This is a genomic window from Nonomuraea sp. NPDC050691 (assembly GCF_040654455.1).
Taxonomy (GTDB): Bacteria; Actinomycetota; Actinomycetes; order Streptosporangiales; family Streptosporangiaceae; genus Nonomuraea.
Window position 1 is genome coordinate 1 of record NZ_JBFAIA010000057.1, and the last position, 26,258, is coordinate 26,258.

Sequence of the window (26,258 nt, forward strand, 5' to 3'; positions counted from 1 at the left end):
GCCGGCACGGGCGTGGCGCGGCTGCTGGCCGCGCCCAAGCCGGCCGCCGCGCAGGACATCGCCTACTCCTGCCAGGAGTGGCCCATCACCGTCTGCCTCCACCCGGCCATGCGAGCCGGCCTGACCGAGCTGGGGGCGGCCTTCACCAAGATCGCCTCCCGGCTGGCGGGCACCCCGGCGGCGTTCACGCGAGTGGAGCAGCGGCCGCTGGAGGACGATCTGCGCCCGACGCCCGGGCTCGCGCCCATCCACGTGCGCGACCTGTCGGCGGGGTTCGCGGACGAGGCGTCGTACGAGTACGTCGAGTCGCTGGCGGCCAAGTGCCCCGGCACCTTGGCCGACGGCTACCGGGAGATCGTTATGGCGTGGCTGCGGGGCGAGCCGCTGCCCGGCGGGCCGCTGCCGGAGCACGAGTACGCGGCGGCGTGGTTCTCCGGGCTGAGCGAGCACCAGCGGCGCGAGTGGCTGCGCATGTTCTTCAGCGACTTCCAGTCGTGCCGGCTGTCGAGCACCCACTTCGGCGGCGGCCCCGGCGGGGGCGCGCGGCGCCGCTCGGGCGCGGCCCGGATCACCGCCACCGCGGGCTCGCCCCAGCAGGTGTACCCGGTCTATCCGGACGCGGGCGACGCGACCGTGACCGACTGGAGACCATAGGTCTCGCGAGCGGGGACCGCCGGATTGACCAGGCAGGGGATTCGTTTCCCTGATACCGTCCTCCCGCGCTCCTGAGGAGTGGCGGTCAGAGCTTGACCGTCGCCTCCTCCGGCCATCACAGCCGGAGAAAGCGAGAAGCCGCTCCCTTTCAGGTAGCAGAGGAGTCACAGATGTCACCAAACGGCTGGCAATGGTGATCGACATCCGGGTAGGCACCACGGTATGACGACATCCCGTACGGCGCCCGCCGCGGTCTCACCGGGGCGGCGCCGCAGGTGGCGATACGTGGCCGGGCTGCTGGTCCTCGTGGTTCTGCTCGTGGTCGGCGGCCGGCTGGCGTGGACGTGGCTGGACCCGACCGGCGAGCAGGCGATCGACCGCAGCCAGCCCGTCCTGCTCCAGTCCATCAAGGACCTCAGCCGTTTCGAGGCGGCGACCGGCAGCTTCCAGGTCGTCGTCGACCTGGAGAAGGACGCCAACTTCCTGCCCGACGCGGTCAAGGGCACCCGCACGCTGTTCGTCGGGGCGGGCGGCGTCGACGCGTACGTGGACTTCTCGGGCCTCGGGGCGAACGCCGTGACGGTGTCGCCGGACCGCACCCAGGTGACGGTCCGCCTGCCGCGCGCCCAGCTGGAGAAGCCCAACCTGGACAACAGCCGCTCGTACGTCTTCGCCCAGCAGCGCGGGCTGCTCGACCGGGTGCAGGACTTCCTGTCGTCCTCGCCGGGCGACCAGAGGGAGGTGTACGTGCTGGCCGAGAAGAAGATCGCCGAGGCGGCGGCCTCCAGCGACCTGCGCGCCCGGGCCGACACCAACACCAAGGCCATGTTGGAGGGGCTGCTGAAGTCGCTCGGCTTCACGAAGGTCGTGGTGAAGTTCAGCGACGAGCCATGACCTAGGTACCTCAGACGCGGCCGTCCCTCCCTAGGTATCCGGTCCGGGTGATTGTTTAGGGCATCCGCCCGATGTGGCCGGGCGGGCCTTAGGACGAATCTTGAGAGTGCAGGAACCAAGCACCTCAAGAACCTGGAGCGATTCGGATGAACGCCGAACTCGAGTACCTCGTCATGCGGAACCGCGCCGAGGAGCTGCAGCGCACCGCCGCCCGCCACCGCCTCGCCCGCGAGGCGTCCGGGCGTCGCCGCTCGTTCGTCGCGAAGCTGTTCTCGTGAGTGTCTGTTACGGCACCGCTGGTTTTTCTTCTTCTGTTACGGCACCGCCTGGCAGGCCCCAGTCGCCGCACGCGGCTGAGGGCCTCCAGGGAGACGGCCTCTGACCGGATGACGGCGGGCCGCCGTTACGGCGCCCCCTTGACCATGCCTTCCGTCAGAACCGGTCAGCGGCGTCGTGTTCACGGTCGAGTGTCGCGCCGGCACCCCCAGTGGGTGAGCGCGTCCTCGACGATCGCGTCCGGGTCCTCAGACCTCGTGCTGCCGCGGGACTCTGATGATCAGGGCGTCGCCCTGGCCGCCGCCGCCGCACAGGCCCGCGGCGCCCAGGCCGCCGCCGCGGCGGCGCAGCTCGTGGGCGAGCGTGAGCACGATGCGGGCGCCCGAGGCGCCGATCGGGTGGCCGAGCGCGATGCCGCCCCCGTTGACGTTGACCTTGTCCAGCGGCAGGTCCAGCTCCTTGGCCGACTGGTGCACCACGCTGGCGAACGCCTCGTTGATCTCGACCAGGTCGAGGTCGGCGACCGTGAGGTTCTGCTTGAGCAGGGCCTGCTTGATGGCGTTGGCCGGCTGCGACTGGAGCGAGGCGTCGGGCCCGGCCACGTTGCCGTGGCGGCCGATCTCCGCCAGCCACGGCAGACCCAGCTCCTCGGCCTTGGCGCGGGACATGACGACGACCGCGCAGGCGCCGTCGGAGATCTGCGAGGACGAGCCGGCCGTGATCGTGCCGTCGGCCGCGAAGGCCGGCCGCAGCTTGGCCAGCGTCTCCGCCGTGGTGTCGCCGCGCACGCCCTCGTCGTCCTTGACCACCAGCGGCTCACCGCGCCGCTGCGGCACCTCCACGGGCACGATCTCGTCCTCGAAGACGCCGTTCTTGATGGCCGCGGCGGCGAGCTGGTGGGAGCGGGCCGACAGGGAGTCCTGCTCCTCGCGGCCGATGCCGAGGCTGGAGTTGTACCGCTCGGTGGACTCGCCCATCGCGCACTGGTCGAACGCGCAGAACAGGCCGTCGTGGGCCATCGAGTCGACGATCTCGGCGCCGCCGTACTTGACGCCCTTGCGCAGGCCCGGCAGCAGGTGCGGCGCGTTGCTCATCGACTCCATGCCGCCCGCCACGACGATGTCGAACTCGCCCGCGCGGATGAGCTGGTCGGCCAGCGCGATCGCGTCGAGGCCGGACAGGCAGACCTTGTTGATGGTGATCGAGGGGACGGTCATCGGGATGCCGGCCTTGACGGCGGCCTGGCGGGAGGGGATCTGGCCGGCGCCCGCCTGGAGCACCTGGCCCATGATCACGTACTCGACGTCCTCGGGCGCCACGCCGGCCCGCTCCAGCGCCGCCTTGATGGCGATGCCGCCCAGCTCCACGGCCGGGAGCCCGGACAGCGCGCCCAGCAGCCTGCCGATCGGGGTGCGCGCTCCGGCGACGATGACGGAACCAGACATGGCGGTGGCCTCCTGTGCGGGCGAGGGGTTCTTTGACACCATACCCACGGGTAGACGCTCGACGGCTATGGAGGCTGGCCACACATGTTCATGCGGATCGACCACATCGGGATCGCCTGTCACGACCTGGAGGAGAAGATCGCGCTCTTCTCGCAGACGTTCGAGCTCACCGTGGTCGCGCGGGAGGTCAACGAGGAGCAGGGCGTCAAGGAGGCCATGCTCCACATCGCCGACGGCGAGGGCGGCGGCTCCTACATCCAGCTGCTCGAACCGCTGTCCCAGGACTCCCCGGTGGGCAAGTTCCTCGCCCGGCGGGGCGAGGGTGTGCATCATGTGGCATTCGGGGTTCCTGATGTGGCTGAGGCGATCGATAGAATCGGCGGTAAAGGCGTACGTGTCCTGGACGAGCGCCCGCGGCACGGGTCCATGGGCTCGCAGATCGCGTTTCTGCATCCGAAGGACGTGGGAGGAATGCTGACGGAGCTGGTCCAGGCGACCAGGCCGTAACAAACGCAAGAAACGTTCATATGTAACTAGTCGCGCAGAAAATTGGACGGGGCTTCAGACTCGGCACCAGCGGAGTACTCTGGCCTTCCACCGGACATGGAGCCTGCCGAGAGGCACAGGCTCCCGGCTCGGCTGCCCCCGAACCCCCCGTCCGGCCCGTGTAGCCGTCTCGACAACCCAGGATCGAGCCTCCATGCAGTCCGACATCGACGCCCAGCTCAACAACTTCTTCGAGGACGCCCCCGCCCGCGAGTTCGACGTGGTCCTCCGTGGCTATGACCGTCACCAGGTCCACGACCACCTGAAGCAGCTCGACGGCGAGCTGCGTCAGGCCCGCGAGCAGGTCTCCAACCTGCAGCGCGATCTGTCCGACTCCCAGCGTCAGCTGCAGGAGCAGGAGCGCCCGACCTACTCCGGTCTCGGCGCCCGCATCGAGCAGTTGCTCCGGCTGGCCGAGGAGCAGGCCACCGAGCTGGTCCAGGCCGCGAGATCCGAGGCTAACGAGATCAAGGCCGCCGCCAAGGTGGAGGCGGCCGACATGCGGGCCGCCGCCGAGGCCGAGGCCGCCGAGAAGCGCGCGCAGGCCACCCGCGAGAGCGACGAGATGCGCACCACCGCGGAGCGGGACGCCGAGGACATCCGCTCGACCGCGCGCCGCGAGGCCGACGAGCTGACCAGCACCACCGAGCGCGAGGTCGCCAAGCTGCGGGCCACCGCCGACCACGAGGTGGCCGAGAAGCGGGCCGACGCCGAGCGCGAGATCGCCAAGCTGCGCACCACCACCGAGCGGGAGGTCGCCCAGCTGCGGGCCTCCACCAAGCGTGAGCGCGACGAGGTGCTGACCACCGCCAAGCGGCAGGCCGACGAGATGCGGGCGCAGGCGCAGCGGGTCCTGGAGGAGTCCGAGGCCAAGCGGGCCCAGGACGAGGCGGAGTTCGAGATCCAGCTGGCGTCCCGGCGCGAGGAGGCGGAGCGCCAGGAGGCGGAGCGCCACGCCACCGCGCAGGCCGCGACGCAGAAGCTGGTCGCCGAGGCCGAGCAGCGCGCCGCGACGGCCGAGTCCCGGGCCACCAAGGCCACCCAGCAGGCCGAGCAGACCCGCCGCGAGGCCGACCTGCACGCCAAGCAGCTGGTCGCCAACGCCCGCAAGAACGCCGACCAGGTCGTGGCCGAGGCGAAGTCGAGCGCCGAGACCATCGTCACCGAGGCGAAGAACGAGGCCGAGCGCACCCGCACCGCGATGCAGCGCCAGGTCGACGAGCTCACCCGCCAGCGCGACAGCATCACCAGCCACCTGGCGCAGCTGCGCCAGCTGCTGGGCGGCGCCGCCCTGCCGGGCATGGACCCGGAGCCCGCGGTCACGGCGGCCCCGCCGAAGCCCGCGATCCCGGCGCCGGCCGCCGAGAAGCCGCTGACGCCCGCCCCGGCCGCCAAGCCGGAGGCCAAGGCCGAGGACGACGCGGAGTGGTGGCAGGAGTAGCCGCCCGCACGGGGGCCTGAGTGACGGCACGGGGAGAGCCTGGCGACCATGAGGTCGCTAGGCTCTCTTTCTGTTGCCGGGCCCCCTTCGCGGCGCCGGCGCCTGGTCCGCCCCCGACCTCCAGGAGCCTCGCTTGTCCGCCGACGTCACCCGTGACACCCCCCAGGACTCCACCGACGCCCCGTCCCCCGCCTCCTCCCCCTCTGACGCCCCGCCGGGCGCGGCCCGGGAGAACGCCTCATCCTCTGACGCCCCGCCGGGCGCGGTCCGGGGGGACGCCTCATCGGACCCGGCTCGGGGCGACGCCCGGCCGGGGAGAGCGGAGACGGCGGGGACGGCGGCGTACGGGATGCCGGGGCGGCCGTTCGGGCGCGGGCCGTTCCTGTTCGGGCTGGTCGGCGGGCTCGGCGTGCTCACGGCGATCGCCATCGCGCAGATGGTCGTCGCCTCCCTCAGCGTGATCATCCTCGTCGTGGTCGCGATGTTCCTGGCCGTGGGGCTGAACCCGGCGGTCGAGGCGCTGCAGCGGGCCGGGGTGGCCCGGCGCGGGGCGATCTCGATCGTGTTCGCCGGCGTCATCGTGTGCTTCGTGCTGTTCGGGCTGGCCGTCGTGCCGCCGGTGAGCAAGGAGCTGGCCGAGTTCGTCGCGGCCGCGCCCGGCTACGTCAAGGAACTGAGCAACCACCCCACCCTGCGCAGTCTCGACGCCGACTACCAGATCCTGCCGAAGCTGGCCGGTTTCGTCACGGGCACGCTCGCGCCGTCGCTGGCCAGCGGTGTCCTGGGGGCGGGGCTCGTCGTGCTGGACGGGCTGTTCACCACGGTGACGCTGCTCGTGCTCATGCTGTACTTCCTCGGCTCGCTGCACACGATCAAGGCGTACCTGCTCAGACTGGTGCCGGCCTCGCGGCGGGAGCGCACGGCGGCGCTGTCGGAGCAGATCCTGAGCGGCATCGGCGGCTACGTGGCCGGCAACGTGCTCATCTCGGTCATCGCTGGCGTGGTGGCGTGGATCTTCCTGTCGGTGCTCGGCGTGCGGTACGCGCTGGCGCTGGCGCTGGTGGTGGCGCTGACGGACCTGATCCCGCTGGTCGGCGCCACCATCGGCGCCGTGCTGGTCACCGGGGTGGCGCTGCTCCAGTCGCTGCCTCTGGGCATCGCGTGCGCGGCGTTCTTCCTCGTGTACCAGCAGATCGAGAACTACCTCATCTACCCGAGGGTGATGAAGCGCTCGGTGGACGTGACGCCCGCGGTGACGGTGATCGCGGCGCTGGTCGGCGGCGCGCTGCTCGGGATCGTCGGCGCGCTGCTGGCCATCCCGGTCGCCGCGGCCATCGCGTTGATCATCCGGGAGATCGTCCTGCCTCGCCAAGCTCAGTCCTGAGGAACTCCGCGACCGCCGCGTTGAACGCCTCCGGCTGCTCGACCGCGCTCAGGTGACCGGCCTTGGGGATGACCTCCAGCCGTCCCCCGGGTACGGCCCGCGCCATGGCCTCGGCCTCGGCGGGCGGCGCGAGCTGGTCCTCCTCGCCCACGATGACGAGGAGCGGCACCTTGAGGGCGGCCAGGGTGGCGGCGGAGTCGGGGCGGGCCGCCATGGCGCGCTGCGCCCAGGCCACCGCGCCCGGCGGCGCCGACTGGACGAGCCCCTTGACCCGGCCCACGACCATGGCCCGGCGCTCCTTGGTGGTCGTCCCGACGAGGCCGGGCAGCACGTCGGTGACGAGCACGTCGGTGTCGCCGGACAGCACCGCCCGGGCGATGCGCTCGCGGTTGTCGCGGGCCGGCTGCGGGTCGGGGGTCGCCTTGGTGTCGGCCAGGATGACGCCGAGGACGCGGTCGGGGTGACGCCGGCAGAAGGCCATCGTCACGTAGCCGCCCATCGACAGGCCGCCGATCACGGCGCGGTCGATGTCCTCCTGGTCGAGCAGCCGGGCCACGTCGTCGGCCATCACGTCGACGGACGGCTCGTCCTCGCCCAGCCGCGAACCTCCGAAGCCGCGCAGGTCAGGTGTGATGACGCGGCACGTGGCGGCCAGTCCCTCGCGTTGCGCCAGCCACATGGCCGAGGAGAGGGGGAAGGCGTGGAGCAGTACGACCGGCAGGCCGGTTCCCGCTGATCTTGTGTAGAGCTGCACGATCACACGGTAGACCGGTTCCCTGAGACAATCACTTCACGTCGTATACCGCGATACCGATATACCCCGATAAAGTCGTCCGCTTTCCGGTGGCCCACGCTCCGCGAACTCTCTGCCTGCGCCTTCCCGCCGTCCGGGGTTTCCGGAAGCCTGCCGCGTCGGGGGTCAGCTCAGGCCGATGGCCGTGGCGCCGCCGTCCACGAAGAGGACCTGGCCCGTGATGTACGCCGACGCGTCGCCCGCCAGGAACACCGCCGGGTGCGCCATCTCCTCCGGCGTGCCCCAGCGGCGCATCGGGACGCTCGCGACCGTGGCCCGGCTCGCCGTCTCGTCCTCCCACAGGTTGCGGTTGAGCTCCGTGGCCGTCCAGCCCGGGCACAGGGCGTTGACCCGGACACCCGTCCGCGCCCACTCCACCGCGAGGGTCTTGGTCAGCGCCACCAGGCCGGCCTTCGCCGCCGCGTACCCGGCGAGGAAGGGCGCGCCCAGCGCCGCCACCGACGCGACGTTGATCACCGAGCCGCTGCCCCGTTCGAGCAGGTGGGGAGCGATCGCGTGGCACACGACCATGGCCGAGTCGAGGTTGAGCCGCATGAGCTTGTCCCACCCGGACAGCCGCAGATCCTTGAACTCCACCATGAAGTTCGAGCCGCCGGCGTTGTTGACGACGATGTCGACGTGCCCGAGGCCCTCGACGGCCTGCCGGACGGCGTCGGCGGCGGCGTCGCGGTCCGTGAGGTCGGCCGGGATCACCAGGGCCCGGCCGCCCCGCGCCTCGACCTCCTTGGCGACCTCGGCCAGGGAGTCGGCCGAGCGGGACACGAGCGCCACGTCCGCCCCCGCCTCCGCGTAGGCGAGCGCGATGGCCCGCCCGATCCCCTTCGACGCCCCGGTGACCAGAGCCTGCTTACCGCTGAGATCGAACGCGCCCACACTTCCTCCTCAAGTCAGTACCGAACATGATTCTAGGGATATGGCGCCCATGAACGCCACCGGCGCGGGCCCCGCGAAGGGTCCCGCGCCGGTGTCCTGGTTCAGGGGAGAAGGGGCGTCAGCCGCCGCCGCCCAGTCCCCAGAGGATGATCTCGATCGCGTCGGCCAGTCCGCTCTTGTCCATGTAGCCGGTCACCCTGGCGCCGGTCTCGGCGACCGTGCCCGTCCTCGTGTTCTCCGGCTCGACCTTCTCCGGCCGGAAGATCTGCCGCTGGCCCTGGCCGGAGCCGGAGCCGATGGGCTGGTTGGGGGGCGGCGGTCCGTCCGGGTAGGTCCGGCCGTTGCGGTAGACGGTGTAAGACTGGGTCGGCTGCGTCGAGCCGTCGTTGCGGTAGACCTGGCTCGGCCGTGGCTGCATCGGCTGCCGGCTGTCCCTGGGCGGGGACTGCCGCTGCGTGGCCCGGTGGCTGGTCGGCCGCTGCGCCGGACGCTGCCGGGCCCGCTGGATCCCGCTGGGGAGCTTGCCGGCCCGCCGGTTGCGCGTCCTGGCCGCCGCGGACGCCCGCCGCTTGGCCGCCTGATCGGCCTCTTTCCTCTTGGCCTCTCTTCTCGCCTGGGCCGCGGCCCGCCGCTTGGCCCGTGCCGTCTCCGCCTTCCTGGCCCTCTCCTGGGCCTTCTTCTTCGCCTGTTCCTGGAGCTTCTTCCTGGCCGCGGCCGCGGCCCTCTTCTTCTCGATCTCCAGGGCCCGCCTCCGGGCCTCCGCGGCTCGCTTCTTCGCCTCCGCCAGGGCCCGGCGCCGTGCCGCGATGGCGGCCCGCCTGGCCGCCGCACGCGCCGCCGCGATGGCGGCCCGCCTGGCCGCGGCCGCCGCCAGCCTCCTGGCGATGATCTGCGCCGAGACCCGGATCACGACGGCCGCGACGAACCAGAACAGCTGGCCGTCGGGGTCGCTCATGGTGACGGGACTGTTGTTGGCGTAGGCGTAGGCGTTGAGCTGCTGCGGGTTGTGCTCCTCCAGGACGGGGTCGACCGACAGGAAGCGCCCGAGCTTGGGGTCGTACTCGCGGGCGCCGAGGTGGACCAGCCCGGTGGTGGCGTCCTGCGTGCCGCCCACGAATCCGCGCTGCCCCGGCCAGAACGCCGGCGGCGATCCCCGGTTCTCGCCGAACGGCGTCGTCCTCCGTACGGCCAGCTCGCCGGTCGCGGCGTTCACCGCCGCCTGCGAGGTGCCCTGGTGGTCGTTGGCCAGGAAGTAGACCTGGTTGTCGGGCGTGCGCACCGCGATGGGCTCGCCGCCGATGGTGTAGTAGCGGGTCTGCTCGACGGCGTCCTTGGCGAAGTCGAAGCGCAGCTCCATGTCGTCGACGAAGAGCGTGGCGTCGGTCGGCGTCTTGCGGATCAGCCGGTCGCCGTCCGCGCTGTAGACGAAGGACGTCGTCTTGCCCGCCTCCGTCACCGACTCCAGGTTGCCCTCGGCGTCCCAGACCAGGCTCTGGTCGGAGTTGCCGACCTTGCGCCTGGTGGTGTTGCCCGCGGCGTCGTACTCGAACAGGTCCTGCCCGACGCTCTGCAGCGCGTGCGGCTGCTTGCCGCCGGCGGCCGGGTAGGTGTAGTCGCGCGTGCTCTCACCCGCGCCACCCCAGGCGTGCTTGGTCTCCTTGGTCCGGTTGCCGGTGGAGTCGTAGGCGTAGCTGACCGCGTACGGGGCCACGCCGCCGATCTTGTCCGACTGCGGGCTGCCGCCGGCGCAGTCGTCGGTGGCGGTCCACGCCGAGGTCAGCCGGCGCAGGTGGTCGTACTTGAAGCACTGGGTGTCCTGGCCGTTCGCGCCCTTGTCGGCGATCTTGGTGATGTTGCCGACCGCGTCGTAGCTGTAGTTGAGGTCCAGGTCGGACGCCGCGGCGCCTTCCCTGTCCACCCGCATCCTGGACATCCTGCGGGTGCCCTCGTCGTGGGTGTAGGTCAGCCAGGTGCGCTTGCTTCCCGAGCCGAGCTCGTACTGCAGGGTCTCGCCGAGCTTGGAGTAGCGGGTCGCGCTCACGTACGCCGACAGGCCGGTGACCTTGACCGGCTGGCTGAGCTCGTCGTAGGTGTAGACGACCGATTCCTCGGCGAGCCCGCCGGCCGCCGGGAAGCTCACCGACTGCACCTGGTCGTCGATCGTGTAGCGGGTGTTGAGCACGTACGAGCCCGCCAGCTTGCCCTCCCGCTCGGGGACGGTGACGGTCTCGCGCAGCGGACGGTAGTCGGAGTCGATCGCGTTGATCTCGGTCTTGTACGCCTGCCCGCCCGCGTAGCGGATGCTGGCGTTCAGGTGGCCCTTGGCCAGCGCGTCGTACTTCCACTCGGCCAGCAGCGTGCCCGTCGCGGAGCCCTCGCGCAGCTCCTTCTTGCGGCCCAGCTCGTCGTAGACGTAGTACAACGTCTTGCCGCGCGAGTCAGTGGTGCTGAGCAGCTCGTCGGCGTCGTTGTACGTCATCGTCGTGACGCCCTTGTCGGGGTCCTCGGTCTTGATCTCGCGGCCGCGCATGTCGTAGTGGTGACGCCACACGTTGCCCGCCGAGTCGGTCACCGTGGACAGCCGTCCGGCGTGGTCGTAGGTGTACTTGGTGGCCTCGTACTCGCCCGTCGGGGTGGCGCCCTTGTACTGACGCAGCTCGATGAGCCGGTCGTCGGCGTCGCCGATGCGGGTCGTGGCCGTGCCTCCGGGCGGCGGGGTCACGTGGACCCGGTCGCCCTGCTGCGTGGTGGTGACCCGGAACTTCTCCTGGCCCTTCGTCCTGAGGATCTGGGCGTTGGCGTCGCCGGTGCCGTCGAACATCGTCACGACCTGGTTGGGCACGTCCGTGTCGGCCACGGCCAGCAGGTCGGTCGAGGGCGCCCCGGTGGCGAAGTAGCCGGTGTTGGACTTGGCCGCCTCGCCCAGCGAGTTGTAGAGGGTGTCGGTGATCGTGCGCCCGTCGCGCAGCGCCGGGTCCTGCGTCTGGTCGTCGCGCGGCGCGGGCTCCTGGGTCTGCCGCTTGCGCATCAGGCCGTCGTACAGCTCGTGGCTGGCGCTGTAGGTGCCGTCCGCGTTCAGCGTCCTGGTGGTGACGAAGCTGGGCCCGTCGGTGCGCATGGTGTAGGAGTACTCGGTGCTGGGCGACTGGCCCGCGGCCTTGTTCCGGTCGGCCTGCCACACCTTGACGAGGCGGCCGAGCGCGTCGTACTCCATGTCGACGCGGTGGTTGTTCGCGTCGATCTCGGCGTACGGCTCGCCCCAGGCGGGTTCGAGCAGGGTGCGCTCGACGTAGCCGAGCTGGTTGACCTCCTTGATCTCGGTCGGGGGCGCGCCGGCCGCCGGGCTGTAGGTGGTGGTGGACTTGGCGCCGAGCGCGTCGGTCTCGCTGGTCTCGCGGCCGTAGGCGTCGTAGGTGTGGGTGCTCTCGACGATCGTCGCGCCGTCCCCGGTGACGGTGTGCTCGACCGTGGTCACGTCGCCCTTGCTCGGCGCCTGGCCGTACGCCTTGTTGTCGTACTGGACCTTCTGGTCGGAGATGATCTCACCGGCGGCCAGCTTGGACACGGCGGTGCCGCAACCGGCGGCGACCTTCTGGATCCGGCTCGTGTAGTCGAGCATCCAGGCCGTGTCGTTGCGGGCGTAGGTGTAGCGGGTGCACTGGTCGTCGTCCGTGGTGGCCAGGTCGCCCTTCTCCTCCACCTGGGTGAGCAGGCCCTTGGTGTCGTACGCGCGCTCCTCGCCGGTACGCCGCCACTTGCCCCCTTCCAGCGCGGTGCGGGTGACCATGGACTTGGGCTCGACCACGTACGCGGCCTTGGTGACGCCGCCCTGCGTGGACTCGGCGGTCTTGAGGGACCAGGGCTCCTCGAGCGTGGCGGTCATGATGGCTCCGCCGTCGCCGTCGTAGAGGATCTCCTCGCGCTCGAAGCCCGCGAGCTGGTCGAGGTCGTCGAGCTTGACGCCCTCGGAGTCCGTGACCTGCGCGCTGCGCTTGGAGCCGTCGGCCTGCTTGTCGCCGTGCATGCCGCGGAAGTAGCGGAACTCCGTCAGCGTGCGCTTGGTGTCCTGCCCGTCGCCCTGGCGCACCCGCACCCGGCCGAATCCCCGGTAGTCGGACCATGTGCGGTGCGCGGGCTTGACCAGGTTGGTGTCGGCGTAGTGCCAGGCGGCGCCGTCGAGGTACTCGTAGTCGGTGATGACGTTCGGCGCGCCGCCGATCCGGTCCACCTCCATGGTCTGCGTGACCACGTACTTGTGGAACCAGTCGGTGACCTCGGCCTCGTTCGGCGGCGCCCAGCGCTGCGGGAAGCAGCGCCTGGTGTTCTTGTCGGCGGCGGGCACGTCGCCGGGCTTGCAGTCGGCGGCCGAGTAGTTGACGCGCAGCTCGCCGCCGGACTCGTTGTTGACGGCCTGCACACGCCACTTGACCAGCGGGGCGCGGCCCTCATTGGCGTCCACCCGGTTGGCGAGCTGGACGCCGGTGAACGTGATCTTCGGCAGGGTGATCGTGCCGCCCACGTGGCCGCTCTGCTGGATCGACGCCAGCCACAGCGCCGGGCTCATGCCGTCACCCGAGGCGGGGAACTGGTGCGTCAGGGTCCAGGAGTCGACCGGGTTGTACCCGCCCGTGGCGTTGAGGATCTGCGTGGTCACCTTGGCCAGGCGCTTGCGGGTGAAGAACGTCGGCGCGAGCCGGTCGGTGCACTTCACGCCGGCGTCGCAGATCTGGTCGAACGGGACGTCCGGCCAGTGGCTCGCGGTCTCCTTCTTGAGCTGGTCGGCGGCGCAGGTGATCGTGCCGCTGGGCAGGCACCGCTCGGCCGTCTCGAAGACGATCCGGGCGGCCGGCGCCTTGGTGAACAGCTCGTTCTGCAGGTAGCCGTAGTCGATGCGGGTGAGGTAGCCGGCGCGGTCGTACACGGTGCCCTGCTCGGGCTTCATGTTCCGGCCGTAGTAGTTCTTCTCCTGGGCGTACCAGTAGGTGGTGGCGTTGCCGTGGGTGTCCACCGCGTAGTCCAGGTTCCACCGGTACGCCTGCTGGCACCAGGCGTTGGCCGGGGTGCTGTTGTAGCAGGGCTCCCCGCTGTTGTTGCCGAACACCGGCACCGTCTGCACCGACCTGGTCTCCGGCTTGCCGGTGGCCCAGCCGGGCAGGCGGTTCAGGCCGAAGGTGTACTGGGTGCCGTCGGCGCTGGTGACGCGCCAGTACTCACCGTTGTTGTCGCCGTTGGTGGCCCCGGTGAGGTACTCGATCCGGGTGCCGTCGTCGCGCTTGGGCCGCCACTGCTTGGTCGTGGCGTCCTTGACCAGCTCGACCGCCGAGTTGCCGAGCGCCAGGGTGACGTTCTCCCCGTCCCAGCACAGGTCGCCGGTCTTCTTGCCGTCGATCATGCAGGACTTGTAGCGGCGCTCGACGTAGCCGCTGGGGTTGAGCTCGAAGCCCTCACCGACCCAGGACGGCTGGTTGTTGGTGGAGGCGGTGCGGCCGTCCACGCTCTGCGAGGAGTAGTCGATGGACAGCTCCGGCTCGTCGCCGCCGAGGGCCGGCGGCGAGCGCAGGTCGTAGTCCCAGTTGAAGTCACCGGACTGGGCGCCGACGCTCCAGCTCGCCGAGGGGGCGAGCGAGGTGGCGGCGTGGTCGCCCGCCGGGCCCGACGCCGCGGCCGTGACCGCGTACAGGGCGGAGGTGTCGAAGTCGGCGGTGAGCGTGCCGGACTTGGTGTCGTTCTCGGACGGCACCGGCTCCGGCAGTGGGCACGCCGCGCCGGCCGCGGTCCCCGTGGTGGGGGCCAGGGCGCAGTCCTGCAGCTTCACCACGCGCAGGCGGGAGCCGTAGTCGCCGCCGGACGCGTAGCGGAAACCCGAGTAGTCGATCTGGAGCCGGGCCTTGCCGGCCTTGGCCGCCACGCCCTGCCCGGGCGACACCCGCAGGGCGACGCCGAGCAGGCCGGCGCGCTGCACCTGCGCGGGGTCGAGCAGCTCGACGCGTACGGGACCGGATTCGGCCGCCTTGGCGGTCTTGGCGTCACCGCCCTTGGGCGCGGCCAGCCGTACGGGGAAAGAGGCGTCGGCCGCCTTGAGCTGGGCGGCGCCGCCCAGCTCGGCGGTCTGCGGTTTGGGCCAGGTCACCCCTGGTGGCGCCTTCCACGCCTGTTTCTCGGTCGGGTCGGGGAGTTCGGGCAGCACCGGCACGGGCTTGCCGGTGACGGGCTTCTCCTTCTGCACCGAGGGCGCCGAGCGGGGCGCGGCGCTCGCGGGCAGGGCGGGCACGAGCGGGGCGACGACGACGACGGCCAGGACGGCCGCCAGCCTGCGCGGCCACGCCGACTCGCGCATCGCGCCCTGAAAACGATTCCAGTAGGACTCTGGCAGATCTAACTCGGACGGTGTGTCCATGAAACACCCAATCTGTAGGGGGGATTATTGGGCGGCTTATGGCGAGATCTGAGTGGTCGTGGAAGGTCCCGGGGGCCCCGCGCCGAGGCCCCCGGGAAGATTCATTGGGCGGCGAGCTGAGCGATCTGCTCGGCGCTCAGGGGACCGTCGTAAAGGCGGACGTCGTCCACCGCCCCGGGCCAGTGACCGGTGTAGGCGCCCGCGCTCCTGGTCCGGCCGAGCTGGAGCGCGCCCACCGCGTTCCACGCGCTCACGTGGCTGGTGACGGTGGTCTCGGCGAGCCGGCCGTTGACGTAGACGCTGAGCTCACCCCGCACGGCGTCGTAGACGCCGGCCACGTGGGTCCACTCCAGCGGCACGGCGACGGCGTCCGAGCGGGTGCGCACCAGGGCGGCGGTGTCGGCGTCGGAGGCCGCCATGCCCAGCGTCCAGCGCGACTGCTCCTTGTCGAAACCGAGCTGGAACCCGGCCGCCCGGGTGCCCGGCTGGGCGACGGCCGAGGCGTCGCGGGTGGGCAGGTAGTCGAGCTGGGTCCAGGCGGCGACCGTGAACCCGGCCTTGGTGTTGACCGCCGGCGCGGTGGTCTGGGCGTACCCGCCCACGCCGTCGAGCGCCAGCGCGCCGTCCAGCCAGCCCGCGGTCCAGGAGGCGCCGCCGGTGAGCGTCGCCACCGTGCCCCGGCCGGAGGAGTCGGCGGCGCTCGTGCCGGATTCCTCGTCCAGCTTCCAGTGGCCCACCAGCGTGGCGGCGCTGTTGACCAGGTCCGCCACCTCCTCCTCGAACATGGCCCGGCCGTAGACGCGGACCTCGTCCACGTCGCCCGTCCAGGACTCGGCCGCGGCGCCGTTGACCTTGCCGCGGCCGATGGTGAGCGGCCCGGTGGCGTTCCACGGCTGGGTGAAGGCGACGGCGGACTGCAGCCTGCCGTTGACGTAGAGCGAGATCCGGCCCGCCGCGGAGTCGTAGACGCCGGCCAGGTGGGTCCACTCGTTCAGTCTCGGGGCCGCCGCGGACAGCGCGCGGACCACCGGGGCGCCGTCGGCGTCCGCGCCCGCGCGGGCCAGCGCCCAGCGGTCGTCGGACTTCGAGTACTGCAGCGAGAAGCCGCCGGTCCTCGCGCCCTCCTGGGTGACGAGGGTGGCGGTGGCGGTGTTGCCCGTAAGCCGGGCCCAGGCGGTGATGGTGAAGTTGCGGCTCGTGTCGGCGACGGGGCCCGAGGTCTGCGCGTAGGCGCCGGCCAGGCGCAGCCCCGTGCCGGTCTTGCCGCTCGTCCACGTGGCGCCGTTCAGCGTCGCGGGGTGGGCCTTCGCCGAGTCGCCGGCGACGGTGCCCTGGCCCTCGTCCATGGCCCAGTGGCCGCTGGGCGCCGTGCCGGCGTTGACGTTGAAGACGTACGTGCGGATCGGGCCGAGCTGGCCGGCGCGGTCCTTGCTGCGCACCGCCAGGACGTTGGGTCCGTCGTGGCGCGGGGTGAGCGCGATCGTGGCCCTGCCGTCGGCTTCCGGGGCGACCTCGGTCTTCGGCGTGGTGTCGAGCCCGTAGACGTACGCGGCGACGTCGGTGACGCCGTTGGGGTCGAACGTGAACGTGCCCGCCAGGCCGAGCCCGTCGCTCCAGGCGTTCTCGGTGTACTGGGGCGAGGTGACGACCGGTTCCCTGCCGGGGGCCGTGGCGTCCACGGTGGCCTCGCACCAGGGACTCCAGGCGCTGGTCGCCTTGCCGTCCTCGGCGCGGACGCGCCAGCGGATGAGTGCTCCGTCGGCGTACACGGCCGCCGGGATCGTCGCGTAGTAGGCGCTTCCCGACGAGCCCGTCGCGGTGACGTACTCACCGGTCTTGGTCCCGGCGGCGTTGTACCACTCGAAGCGGCCCTTGACCGAGTTGTCGGCGTCCTTCAGCTTGGCCCACAGCTTCGGCGTGGCGGTGCTGATCACGGGCCGCTCCTCGCCGGAGACGCAGGCGCCTCCCGGGTCGGACCACGCGTCGGCGGCCACGGGGGCTGACGGGATCGAGTTGTACTCGATGACGGCAGTCGGGTTGTTCTTGAACTTCTTCCACGCGTAGACATCGGTCTCGCTGGTGGCGTACAGGCCGATGGTCATGCTGTTCCACTTCTTGGCGGCGGCGTCGGCGGCCCATGACGTGACGTCGAACTCCACGCCGCCGGGAAGACAGGACGCCCCCCAGCCCTTGGCCACGTTCACCGTGGAGAGCAGCCTGGTCTTCGCCGGCGGGTTGCTCCACGTGGTGCTCTTGCTGATGGCTCCGGTCCCCCAGGCCTCCACCTTGCGGGCGCTGCACGAGTACGACCATGTCTCGTAGGTGCGCAGCGTCGCCTTGATGATCTGCTTGCCGTGGATGGCGGAACCGGTGGCCATCTGGAAGAACGAGCGGTTCGTCTGCCCCGAGACGTGGCCCACCCGGGCGACATCGCTGGAGTTGAGGTAGTTGGAGTTGGGCCAGTTGCTCCAGACCGCCGTCCACGACCCGCGCGCTGCCGAGAAGTACGGGTCCAGGTAGACCGGGAAGCGGGTCCTGGAGTCGGCCAGCATCTTCCGGTCCGGCGTGAGCCGGAGCTGCCGGCCGGCCAGCTCGACGCCCATCGTGGCCTGCCTGGCCTCCGGAGTGCGGCCTTCCTTGAACGCCTGCTGACTCGTGCTGCCCTCGGAGTCCCACATCTTCGGGGTCGGCGCGATGAAGATCGTGCCGCCGCCGCTGTCGCGGGCCTCCAGGTTGCCCGCCTTGTCCGCCTTCAGCGTCAGGCCGCGGGTGGCGAGCGGGTACGTCGGGTCCGGCAGGTTCGCCGCCGCCTGCCGCGACTTGACGACCAGGAGGTGCGAGAAGCCGTCCACGTCGGCGGTCACCTGGAGGTCCACTCCCGGCATGACCTCGGCGTAGGTGGCGGTGTCGCCGTTCAGCGTGGGCTTGGGGAGGGTGCCCTGCCAGCCGAGCTCCAGGGTCTTGGCGCCGCGTGACAGCCGGGCCAGCGGGCCGCTGCCGCCGCCGGAGAACGTGAGCCCGGCCGCCGTCGCGACCGGCTCGACCGCGCCGTCGGGGCGCAGGCGCAACGTGGTGTCCACGGGGACCCAGCCGCCGTCCTTGCGCACGCGGACCGGGCGGACGTTCTGCTCCAGGGTGAAGGTGCCGTCGGGCTTGGCCCAGACCTGGCGGGTCTCGGTGCGCAGCGCCTCGACCTCGACCTGCTTGCCGTCGCGGCGGGCGAGCGCCAGAGCGGCGTTCTCGGCCGGGTCGGCGCCGGGCCGGCCGCCGCCCGGTTCGATGAAGGCGCCCGGTTCGCGAAGCGCGTCGTCGGCGGCGCGGGCCGGCTGTTGTCGTACGCCGGCGACCGCGGCGGGTTCCTCCAGGGGCGCCGCCGCGACCGCCCCTGCCAGCATGACCACGATCAGCCCACGACCAACGCGCATCCGCCCTCGCAAGCGCCGAGGCGGGACGCCCCGCGGGTCAGACCCGCGCGGCGCCTCCACGATCTTCAGTTGCCGATCGGATTCTCATTCAGGACCGGCGTTCCGTCTAGATCCCCTGACAGATTTCATCAGAATTGAGTTCGGAGTGAAGAAAATTGCCACAAGATCGATACGGGGGCCTGGTTAGACATGCGTCGGCAGCGGGTACGCGGCCGGGTTGACCCGCTTGACGATCTCGTCCAGCGCGATGCGGACGTACGGCTCCCCCACCCACAGGTGCTTGGCCCCGTCCACCCCGATGACCTCTGCCTGCGGCACCCGCGCGAACCGCTCCCGCGCCTCCTCCGGCCGCAGGTAGTCGTCGAACTCCGGCACCAGCACGGTAAGCGGCCGGCCGAAACCCGCCCACGCGTCAAGGTCGTCGTCCGTCGCGCGGTGCAGCGGCGGCGAGAGCAGGATCGCGCCCTCCACCAGCGGGTCGTGCGCCCACTTCAGCGCCAGCTCCGTGCCGAACGACCAGCCGACCACCCACACGCGGGGCAGGTCGTGGTACTCGGCGTACTCCAGGGCGGCGGCCACGTCGAAGCGCTCGCCCTCCCCGCCGTCGAACGCCCCCTGCGACGTGCCGCGCTCGGACGACGTGCCGCGCGTGTTGAAGCGCAGCACCGCGAGGTCGGCCAGCGCGGGCAGCCGGTTGGCGGCCTTCTTGTAGACGTGACTGTCCATGAAGCCGCCGTGGGTGGGCAGCGGGTGCAGGGTGACCAGCGTGGCCACCGGGGGGCGGTCGAGGGGCTGGGCCAGCTCCCCCACCAGGGTCAGGCCGTCGCCGGTGTGCAGCTCGATCGGCTCCCGCCGGGCCGGCAGCTCGGTGCCCGCGCGAATTTCCACCTTGGTCCCTTCGAGTGTTCATGAGCAGGGGGCTGGGGGTGAGGGGGCTGGGGGTCAGTAGCGGCTGCGGCCGGGGCCGCGGTCGAGCCGCTTGCGCCAGCAGGCCGTGTGCCAGTGCCGCCGCTCCTCGTCGCCGCCCGGCCAGTTGGGCCAGGTCACCACGTGCGGCTTGCCGCCGGCGATCTCCTGGTCGCAGCCCGGGCAGCGGTAGCTCTTGGCGGAGGAGGCGCCCGTGAGGGCGCGCACCTTCCACTCGCCGTCGGGCCACTGCTCGACGTGGTCCATGCCCCGGGGGAAGCCGGCAGGGCGGGGCGGGGGCTCCCTGCGGCGGGCGCGGCGCGGGCTCATCTCGTCCCGGCCGCCACCCTGGGGAGGACCTCGGCTCCCACACTGTCGAACGCCATGCGTCCAGTTTTCCAGAGCCGATAGGGTGGACCGTCATGCGGTTGGTCATCGCGCGATGCAGCGTGGATTACATCGGACGGCTCACGGCGCACCTGCCGATGGCTCCCAGACTCGTTCTCATCAAGGCGGACGGCAGCGTCTCCATCCACGCCGACGACCGGGCCTTCAAGCCCCTCAACTGGATGAACCCGCCGTGCAAGCTCAAGGAGGACGGCGGCACGTGGACGGTCACCCATGGCAAGACCGGCGAGAAGCTGGTCCTGACCATGGAGGAGATCCTCCACGACTCCAGTCACGAGCTGGGCGTCGACCCGGGCCTGATCAAGGACGGCGTCGAGGCTCACCTGCAGGAGCTGCTGGCCGAGCACATCACGACGCTGGGCGACGGCTACACCCTCATCCGCCGCGAGTACATGACGGCGATCGGCCCGGTCGACATCCTCTGCCGTGACTCGGGCGGCGCGACCGTCGCGGTCGAGATCAAGCGGCGCGGCGAGATCGACGGCGTCGAGCAGCTCACCCGCTACCTGGAGCTGCTCAACCGCGACCCGCTGCTCGCCCCGGTGCGCGGCGTGTTCGCCGCCCAGGAGATCAAGCCGCAGGCGCGCGTGCTGGCCACCGACCGGGGCATCGACTGCGTCACCCTCGACTACGACACGCTTCGCGGCATCGAGCCGGAGAACCCCACCCTGTTCTGAGCGCTTCCGGGGCCGCCCGTGGTAAGCACCGGCTTACCGGTCTATCGTGACGCCATGACGACGCTGACGTTCGACTCCCTGAACCCGGCCACCGGCGAGGTCGTCGGCACCCACCCGAAACAGGGCGCCACGGCGGTCCGCGAGGTTGTGGGCCAGGCTGAGGAGGCGGCCGTCTGGTGGGCCGCGCTCGGCCCGGCCGAGCGCCGGCGGCGGCTGCTCGACTACAAGGCCGTGCTGGCCGGCCGGCTGCGCGAGCTGGCCGCGCTCGTCCACGAGGAGACGGGCAAGCCGGTCGGCGACGCCGCCCTGGAGCTGGTGCTGACGATCACGCATCTCGACTGGGCCGCGCGCAACGCCGACAAGGTGCTGCGCCGCCGCCGGGTCCGCACCGGCATGATCGGCGTCAACCTGGAGGCCACCCTCGAGTACCTGCCGCTCGGCGTCGTCGGCGTGATCGGGCCGTGGAACTACCCCGTCTTCACGCCGATGGGCTCGATCGCGTACGCGCTGGCCGCGGGCAACGCCGTCGTCTTCAAGCCGTCCGAGCTGACCCCGGGCATCGGCGTGCGGATGGCCGAGCTGTTCGCCGAGTCGGTGCCCGAGCGGCCGGTGTTCCAGGCGGTGACCGGGCTGGCCGAGACGGGCGCGGCCCTCGCCTCCGACCCGCGGGTCAAGAAGATCGCCTTCACCGGCTCGACGGCCACGGCCAAGCGGGTGATGGCGGCCTGCGCGGAGAACCTCACGCCGATCGTGGCCGAGTGCGGCGGCAAGGACGCGTTCATCGTGGACGCCGACGCGGACGTGCGGGCCGCCGCCGACGCCTGCCTGTGGGGGGCGCTGTCCAACGCCGGGCAGACGTGCGTGGGCGTGGAGCGGGTGTACGTGGTGGACGCCGTCTACGAGCCGTTCATGCGGGAGCTGGCCGAGCGCGTCGCCTCGGTGAAGGCCGGCCAGGACTACGGGCCGATCACCATGCCGGGGCAGCTCGACATCATCAAGCGGCACATCGACGACGCCGTCAAGTCCGGCCGGACCGTCACCGGCGGCCGGGAGTCGGTCCGGGCGCCGTACGTGGACCCGGTGATCGTCGAGGACGTGCCCGAGGACTCCCCCGCGGTGCGCGAGGAGACGTTCGGGCCGACCATCACCGTACGGCGCACCCGTGACGCCCAGGAGGCGCTGCAACTCGCCAACGCCTCCGCCTACGGCCTGGCCGGGACGGTGTTCTCGCGCAACACGCGCCGGGCCATGGAACTGGCCCGCCTCATGCGCAGCGGCATGACCGCGATCAACTCGGTGATCTCGTTCGCCGCGGTGCCCTCGCTGCCGTTCGGCGGCGTCGGCGACTCCGGGTTCGGCCGCATCCACGGCGCGGACGGGCTGCGCGAGTTCGCCCGGCCGAAGGCGATCGCGCGGCAGCGATTCGCGCTGCCGGGCATGAACCTCACCTCGTTCACCCGCAAGCCGGAGGAGCTTGAGCGACTGATCAGGATTGTCACGTTCTTGCACGGGCGACGTAGAAGGTAATCTTCGCGCCCTTTCCCAAAGCGGATCATCCGTCCATAATTGTGTGCTCTGGGGGCCACGATCATGTTGGACGGGTGGAATGTGAACCGGTCTTACCGGGGAATGTCAGCCGAGCAAAGGCTGGCGGACAGACGCGAGCGGCTGATGACAGCCGCCTACACGCTATACGCGAAGCCGGGTTTCGCGGCGACGACCATCGAAAGGCTGTGCTCGGAGGCGCGGATCTCCAACCGCGCCTTCTACGAATGTTTCGGGGGACGCGAGGAGCTGCTTCAGGCGTTACACGAGAGGTGCGTCGAGGAAAGCCTCGCCCACGTGGCCAAGGCCCTGCAGGAGGCCCCGCACAGCCTGGAGGGCAAGGTCGAGGCGGGGATTCGCGCGTACATCGAGTTCGCCACGGCCGACTGGCGGCGGGCCCGCATCATGCATCTCGAGGTGCGCAGGTCGGGCGACGTCCTGACGACCTCACGGCAGCGCGCGGTGGACGCGTTCGCCCGGCTGATCGAGGAGGCGGCGGCCGAATTCCCGGTGGCCGGACCGGTCAATCGCCGCCTGGTGGCGCTCGGCGCAATTGGAGCGCTACAAGAGTTGCTCATCGAATGGATCCTCGGCAGTCCGACGCCCGGCATCGACGAACTCGTCGATGTGGCGTCGCACATCTTCCGCAGGGCCCTCACCGGAGCGCGCTGATTACGGATTGTGCTTACTCTGCGGTGCGATACCAGGATAAAACACCCCCACTAATCGCCTTTTTGGTTGATGTTTTTCGGCGGACGTGCTCACGGTTTCCGGACACGAAGAGAGCGGGCGACGGCTGATCATCGCCCGCTCCGATATGTCGCGGCACGCGGCGGGTCCCCCGCCCGCCGCTGCCCCGTCAGGCCACCGCGGCCTCCTGCGCCTCGACGTTCAGGACCCGATTCAGCCGGGTCACCGCGAGAACGCGCATGATCCGCGGCGGCACCCCCCGGAGGACGAGGCGGCGCTCCCCACCTGACGCGCGCCGATGCGTGCCCACGAGAACTCCCAGACCGGTGGCGTCGATCATCTCCAGTTCGGACAGGTCGAGGATCAGATCACCTTCGCCGGAGTCCACCGCGTCGTGCAGCTGGGAACGGATCCCGGCCGACGTGCCCGCGTCGAGCCGGGCGCCGATCTGCACCACCTGGGCTTTCGGATTGCCCCGGACTCGCATGCCACCTCCTCATTCACACCACGCGACCTCACGCGGTGCCGTCGTACCCTGTGGCAGGGCGTTCGGGAGGGCCGAAAACTCCCTCCGATCTGTTTCCTCTACCCAGGAATCGGCAGTGACACGACCGCTTCAAGGATGAACTGCCCGTCTGCCCCATGACGGACCGTGACATCGCCGCCCACGGCGGCCATCCGCTCCCGCATCCCGTCCAGGCCGCTTCCCGCGTCGCCGTCCCGCTCACCGGCCGGGGCCCGGGGCGGCGCGCCGTCGTTGCGCACCTCCAGCTCCGCCCGCTCGGCGGTGAAGCTCAGGGTGATCGCGCAGAACGTGGCCACGCTGTGCTTGAGCACGTTCGTGACGGCCTCGCGCACGGCGTAGGCGAACACCGGCGCCACCTCCTCCGGCGGCTCCCGGTACGGCAGGCGCAGCTCGCACCGGACGCCGGCCGCCTCCAGCACCCCGCGCACGCTGGCCAGCTCGGCTCCGAGGTCGAGCCGCCGGTAGCCGCGCACGGCCTCCCGCAGCTCCCGCAGGGCCGTGCGGGTCAGCCCGTTCACGGAGGCCATCTCGTCGCGGGCCGCCCGCGGGTCGCCGTCCGACAGCCGCACGGCCAGCGCGGTCTTCACGGCGATGGCCGACAGCCGGTGCCCGACGAGGTCGTGCAGGTCGCGGGCGAAGCGCAGGCGCTCCTCCGCGACGGCCAGCCGGGCGTGCGCCTCCATGCCCTCGTGGGCCCGCACGGCCAGCCGGTAGATCCACACCCAGAGCCGGTTGGACACGACCGAGGCCAGCCCCAGCAGCGCGTACATGACGGTGTTCGCGACGGCCAGGGCGCCGAGCCACCCGGGTCCGTGCGCGTCCGGCATGTCCAGCAGGTGCCACCACCCGCTCGCCGCCGCGGCGACGCTCAACGCGACGCCCAGGAGCGTCGTGCCCGCCCCCAGCGCGAACGCCCGCCGACGCGAGACGCCGACGGCGACGACGGCCAGCCAGACCACCAGCGCCAGTCCCGCGCCGAACGGCTGCGCCCCGCCCGTCGCCGCCACCACCACCGCCAGGACCCCGCTCGCCACGATCTGCCGCACCGGGTGCCTCGCCTCGATCACCGCGTTCACCAGGCGCGGGTAGAGCGCCGTGAACCCGGCGGCGACGACCACGGACACGACCGGCAGCGGCCACGGCTGAACGCCCCGGCCGACCTCGGCCAGGGCGCTCAGCGCCATCCCGCCCCACAGCAACCCGAGGAACGAGGTCAGCATCCACCAGCACAGGCGACGTGCCCGCGCGATCTCCCCCACCTACGTCCCGCTACTTCGCGCGCAACACGTCGCCGAGCCGCACCCGCGCGCCGGTGCGCAGGACGGCCCGCTCGTAGACCTTCGCGCCGAGCGAGAGCACGGCCACCACGGCCCCCGCCATGAGCGCGAACGCCAGCCCGACCTCCCACAGCGGCACCTCCGCGGCGGCCATGCGCACCGGCATGACCATCGAGGAGAACGGCGGGATCATCGACATCACGGTGGCCAGCGTGCCGGTCGGCTCGGAGGTCACGTAGAAGGCGACGAAGTAGGTGATCATGATGAGCATGGTCAGCGGCGACAGCACGTTGCCGACCTCCTCCTGGCGGGAGACCAGCGAGGCGAGCATCGCCGCCAGCGTCGCGAAGAACGCATAGCCGAGGACGAACCAGACGACCACGCCGGCCACGATGCCCGGCATCCCCGGCGGGAAGTCGGTCGCCAGACCGGAGCCGACGGATGCACCGACGCCCACCGCGAGGATCGCCACCAGGTTGACCAGCCCGAGAGCGCCCAGGCCGACGATCTTGCCGCCGAGGAGCTGCCAGGGTCGGATCGAGGAGAGCAGGATCTCCACGATCCGGCTGCCCTTCTCCTCGACCACGCCCATCGCGACCATCGTCGCCTGGCCGATGAGCAGCATGAACAGCACGAGCACCAGCACCACGGCGATGCCCGTACGGGCAGCCTGGTAACGGGTGTCGGCGCCGACCGACTCGATCCGCAGCGGCTCGATCCGCACCCCGGAGGCGCCGAGCTTCACCTCGCGGTTGGTGCTCTGCAGGAGCACGCCGAGCTCCTGGTTGATCTTGCCGTCGGTCAGCACCTTGGCGTCGCCGACGAGCACCGCGTCCGCCTCACCGTCGAGCAGCGCCTTCTTGGCCGCCGCCTCGTCGGGGAACGCCTTCCAGCTGAACGTGATGTCGGGCGCCGCCGCCTCCAGCGGCAGCCGCTGCGCGTTCACGGTGCCCACCGTGTACTCGTCGGGGCCGTCGAACACTTTCGGCGCGAACGCCGCGGCGCCCACCAGCAGGACGGTCACCAGCAGGCTGACGATGAACGCCTTGGTCCGGATCCGGGTGCTGATCTCCCGGCGCGCCACCAGTACCAGCGCGTTCATGCCACGGCCTCCTTGAAGATCTCGGTGAGGGTCGGCTGCTCGACCCCGAAGTGCTCGACGTGTCCGGCCTTCATGGCCCGGCGCAGGATCTCCTGGTCGTCGCCGGCGGCGTCCACCAGCAGGACCTGCCGGCCGTCCTCGGCGTTCAGCTCACCGGGCAGGCCCTCCGCCCAGCCGGGAGCCGGGTCCCGCACCACGACGCGCAGCGTGCCGCCCTCCGCGGCGCGCAGGCCCGCGACCGTGCCGCTGGCCACCATCCGGCCGGACGAGACGATGCCGACCGAGTCGCACAACCGCTCGACGAGGTCGAGCTGGTGGCTGGAGAAGATCACCGGGACGCCGCCCCGACAGCGCTCCTGGAGCGCCGTGGCCAGCGTGTCCACCGCCAGCGGGTCGAGCCCGGAGAACGGCTCGTCCAGGATGAGGACCTCGGGGTCGTGCACGAGCGCCACCGCGAGCTGCACGCGCTGCTGGTTGCCCAGCGACAGGCCCTCCACGGCGTCGTCGCGCCGCTCCCCCAGGCCCAGCCGCTCGATCAGGGCGGAGGTGGCCTCGGCGGCCCGCGCCCCGCTCAGGCCGTGCAGGCGGCCGAAGTACTCGATCTGCTCGGCCACGCGCATCTTCTGGTACAGGCCACGCTCCTCCGGCATGTAGCCGAACCGGCGCCGGTCCTCGTACGTCAGCGGCCGGCCCTGCCAGCTCACCGAGCCGGAGTCGGCCTGGAGCACGCCCATGACGATCCGCATCGTCGTCGTCTTGCCGGCGCCGTTGGCGCCGACGAACCCGAACATCTCGCCCGGCCGCACGGCGAAGCCGATCCCGTCCAGGGCGAGCTTGCCCTCCGGCGCGCCGGGGCCGCCCGCGAAGCGCTTGCGCAGCTCGCTGATCTCGAGCATCAGGTCCTCTCCTTCGTCATGAGGCAATGGTGGCCTCTGCGGCGTTCGCCCTGGTAGTCGGAGAAATCATGGCTCCGGTATG

The 26,258-nt window shown here is 71.3% G+C and carries 19 protein-coding genes and 1 pseudogene; 9 read left to right on the plus strand and 11 right to left on the minus strand.

Features of this window, described 5'->3' with window-relative positions; all coding sequences use genetic code 11:
- The 3 genes and pseudogenes from AB0H81_RS21370 to AB0H81_RS21380 form a co-directional block, all read left to right on the plus strand.
- Positions 1 to 654: pseudogene (locus AB0H81_RS21370) on the plus strand (hypothetical protein); the annotation flags it as partial.
- A 222-nt stretch (positions 655 to 876) separates the two neighbouring features.
- Positions 877 to 1,548 carry a DUF4230 domain-containing protein gene (locus tag AB0H81_RS21375; protein ID WP_358377083.1) on the plus strand — a complete coding sequence of 224 codons (672 nt, stop codon included), beginning with the start codon at positions 877 to 879 and terminating at the stop codon, positions 1,546 to 1,548.
- A 146-nt stretch (positions 1,549 to 1,694) separates the two neighbouring features.
- Entirely contained in the window at positions 1,695 to 1,826 is a 132-nt protein-coding gene (locus tag AB0H81_RS21380) for a hypothetical protein (RefSeq protein WP_358377086.1), read from the plus strand.
- Positions 1,827 to 2,072: 246 nt separating this feature from the next.
- Here AB0H81_RS21380 and AB0H81_RS21385 read toward each other — a convergent pair whose 3' ends face one another.
- Positions 2,073 to 3,269 carry an acetyl-CoA C-acetyltransferase gene (locus tag AB0H81_RS21385; protein ID WP_358377089.1) on the minus strand — a complete coding sequence of 399 codons (1,197 nt, stop codon included), beginning with the start codon at positions 3,267 to 3,269 and terminating at the stop codon, positions 2,073 to 2,075.
- Positions 3,270 to 3,353: 84 nt separating this feature from the next.
- Between AB0H81_RS21385 and mce the strand changes: the two genes are divergently transcribed.
- The 3 genes from mce to AB0H81_RS21400 all read left to right on the plus strand — a co-directional run bounded on the left by mce (position 3,354) and on the right by AB0H81_RS21400 (position 6,640).
- Positions 3,354 to 3,776 carry a methylmalonyl-CoA epimerase gene (gene mce / locus AB0H81_RS21390; RefSeq protein ID WP_358377092.1) on the plus strand — a complete coding sequence of 141 codons (423 nt, stop codon included), beginning with the start codon at positions 3,354 to 3,356 and terminating at the stop codon, positions 3,774 to 3,776.
- Positions 3,777 to 3,969: 193 nt separating this feature from the next.
- Positions 3,970 to 5,256: a DivIVA domain-containing protein gene (locus AB0H81_RS21395; protein ID WP_358377095.1), complete on the plus strand. Its 1,287-nt coding sequence runs from the start codon at positions 3,970 to 3,972 to the stop codon at positions 5,254 to 5,256.
- A 133-nt stretch (positions 5,257 to 5,389) separates the two neighbouring features.
- On the plus strand, positions 5,390 to 6,640 hold the full coding sequence (locus AB0H81_RS21400) for an AI-2E family transporter (protein WP_358377098.1): 1,251 nt from the start codon (positions 5,390 to 5,392) through the stop codon (positions 6,638 to 6,640).
- Here AB0H81_RS21400 and AB0H81_RS21405 read toward each other — a convergent pair.
- The 6 genes from AB0H81_RS21405 to AB0H81_RS21430 all read right to left on the minus strand — a co-directional run bounded on the left by AB0H81_RS21405 (position 6,600) and on the right by AB0H81_RS21430 (position 19,385).
- On the minus strand, positions 6,600 to 7,394 hold the full coding sequence (locus AB0H81_RS21405; RefSeq protein WP_358377101.1) for an alpha/beta fold hydrolase: 795 nt from the start codon (positions 7,392 to 7,394) through the stop codon (positions 6,600 to 6,602). The genes AB0H81_RS21400 and AB0H81_RS21405 overlap by 41 nt on opposite strands.
- 165 nt (positions 7,395 to 7,559) lie before the next feature.
- Positions 7,560 to 8,327 carry an SDR family NAD(P)-dependent oxidoreductase gene (locus tag AB0H81_RS21410; RefSeq protein ID WP_358377104.1) on the minus strand — a complete coding sequence of 256 codons (768 nt, stop codon included), beginning with the start codon at positions 8,325 to 8,327 and terminating at the stop codon, positions 7,560 to 7,562.
- Positions 8,328 to 8,445: 118 nt separating this feature from the next.
- Entirely contained in the window at positions 8,446 to 14,664 is a 6,219-nt protein-coding gene (locus AB0H81_RS21415; protein WP_358377107.1) for an RHS repeat-associated core domain-containing protein, read from the minus strand.
- 161 nt (positions 14,665 to 14,825) lie between these two features.
- Positions 14,826 to 18,149 (minus strand): LamG-like jellyroll fold domain-containing protein, encoded by a 3,324-nt coding sequence (locus tag AB0H81_RS21420; RefSeq protein ID WP_358377110.1) that lies wholly within the window; start codon positions 18,147 to 18,149, stop codon positions 14,826 to 14,828.
- A gap of 183 nt (positions 18,150 to 18,332) precedes the next feature.
- Positions 18,333 to 19,037: an alpha/beta fold hydrolase gene (locus AB0H81_RS21425; protein ID WP_358377113.1), complete on the minus strand. Its 705-nt coding sequence runs from the start codon at positions 19,035 to 19,037 to the stop codon at positions 18,333 to 18,335.
- A gap of 54 nt (positions 19,038 to 19,091) precedes the next feature.
- Positions 19,092 to 19,385 carry an ATP/GTP-binding protein gene (locus tag AB0H81_RS21430; protein WP_358377116.1) on the minus strand — a complete coding sequence of 98 codons (294 nt, stop codon included), beginning with the start codon at positions 19,383 to 19,385 and terminating at the stop codon, positions 19,092 to 19,094.
- A gap of 92 nt (positions 19,386 to 19,477) precedes the next feature.
- On the opposite strand from AB0H81_RS21430, the gene nucS reads away from it, so the two are divergent.
- From nucS to AB0H81_RS21445, 3 genes are all read left to right on the plus strand, one after another.
- On the plus strand, positions 19,478 to 20,140 hold the full coding sequence (gene nucS / locus AB0H81_RS21435) for an endonuclease NucS (RefSeq protein ID WP_358377119.1): 663 nt from the start codon (positions 19,478 to 19,480) through the stop codon (positions 20,138 to 20,140).
- Positions 20,141 to 20,194: 54 nt separating this feature from the next.
- On the plus strand, positions 20,195 to 21,667 hold the full coding sequence (locus AB0H81_RS21440; protein ID WP_358377122.1) for an aldehyde dehydrogenase family protein: 1,473 nt from the start codon (positions 20,195 to 20,197) through the stop codon (positions 21,665 to 21,667).
- A 144-nt stretch (positions 21,668 to 21,811) separates the two neighbouring features.
- Positions 21,812 to 22,357 (plus strand): TetR/AcrR family transcriptional regulator, encoded by a 546-nt coding sequence (locus AB0H81_RS21445; protein WP_358377125.1) that lies wholly within the window; start codon positions 21,812 to 21,814, stop codon positions 22,355 to 22,357.
- Between the two features lie 187 nt (positions 22,358 to 22,544).
- Here the strand turns inward: AB0H81_RS21445 and AB0H81_RS21450 are convergent, their stop codons facing one another.
- The 4 genes from AB0H81_RS21450 to AB0H81_RS21465 form a co-directional block, all read right to left on the minus strand.
- Positions 22,545 to 22,862 (minus strand): STAS domain-containing protein, encoded by a 318-nt coding sequence (locus tag AB0H81_RS21450; protein ID WP_358377128.1) that lies wholly within the window; start codon positions 22,860 to 22,862, stop codon positions 22,545 to 22,547.
- Between the two features lie 98 nt (positions 22,863 to 22,960).
- The gene (locus AB0H81_RS21455) at positions 22,961 to 24,160 is read right to left on the minus strand and encodes a histidine kinase (protein WP_358377131.1); all 1,200 of its coding nucleotides are present in this window, start codon (positions 24,158 to 24,160) and stop codon (positions 22,961 to 22,963) included.
- 10 nt (positions 24,161 to 24,170) lie between these two features.
- Positions 24,171 to 25,280: an ABC transporter permease gene (locus AB0H81_RS21460; protein WP_358377134.1), complete on the minus strand. Its 1,110-nt coding sequence runs from the start codon at positions 25,278 to 25,280 to the stop codon at positions 24,171 to 24,173.
- Positions 25,277 to 26,176, minus strand: a complete 900-nt coding sequence (locus tag AB0H81_RS21465) for an ATP-binding cassette domain-containing protein (protein ID WP_358377137.1) — start codon at positions 26,174 to 26,176, stop codon at positions 25,277 to 25,279. Before AB0H81_RS21465 ends, AB0H81_RS21460 begins: the two co-directional genes overlap by 4 nt.
- Positions 26,177 to 26,258 lie beyond the last annotated feature (82 nt).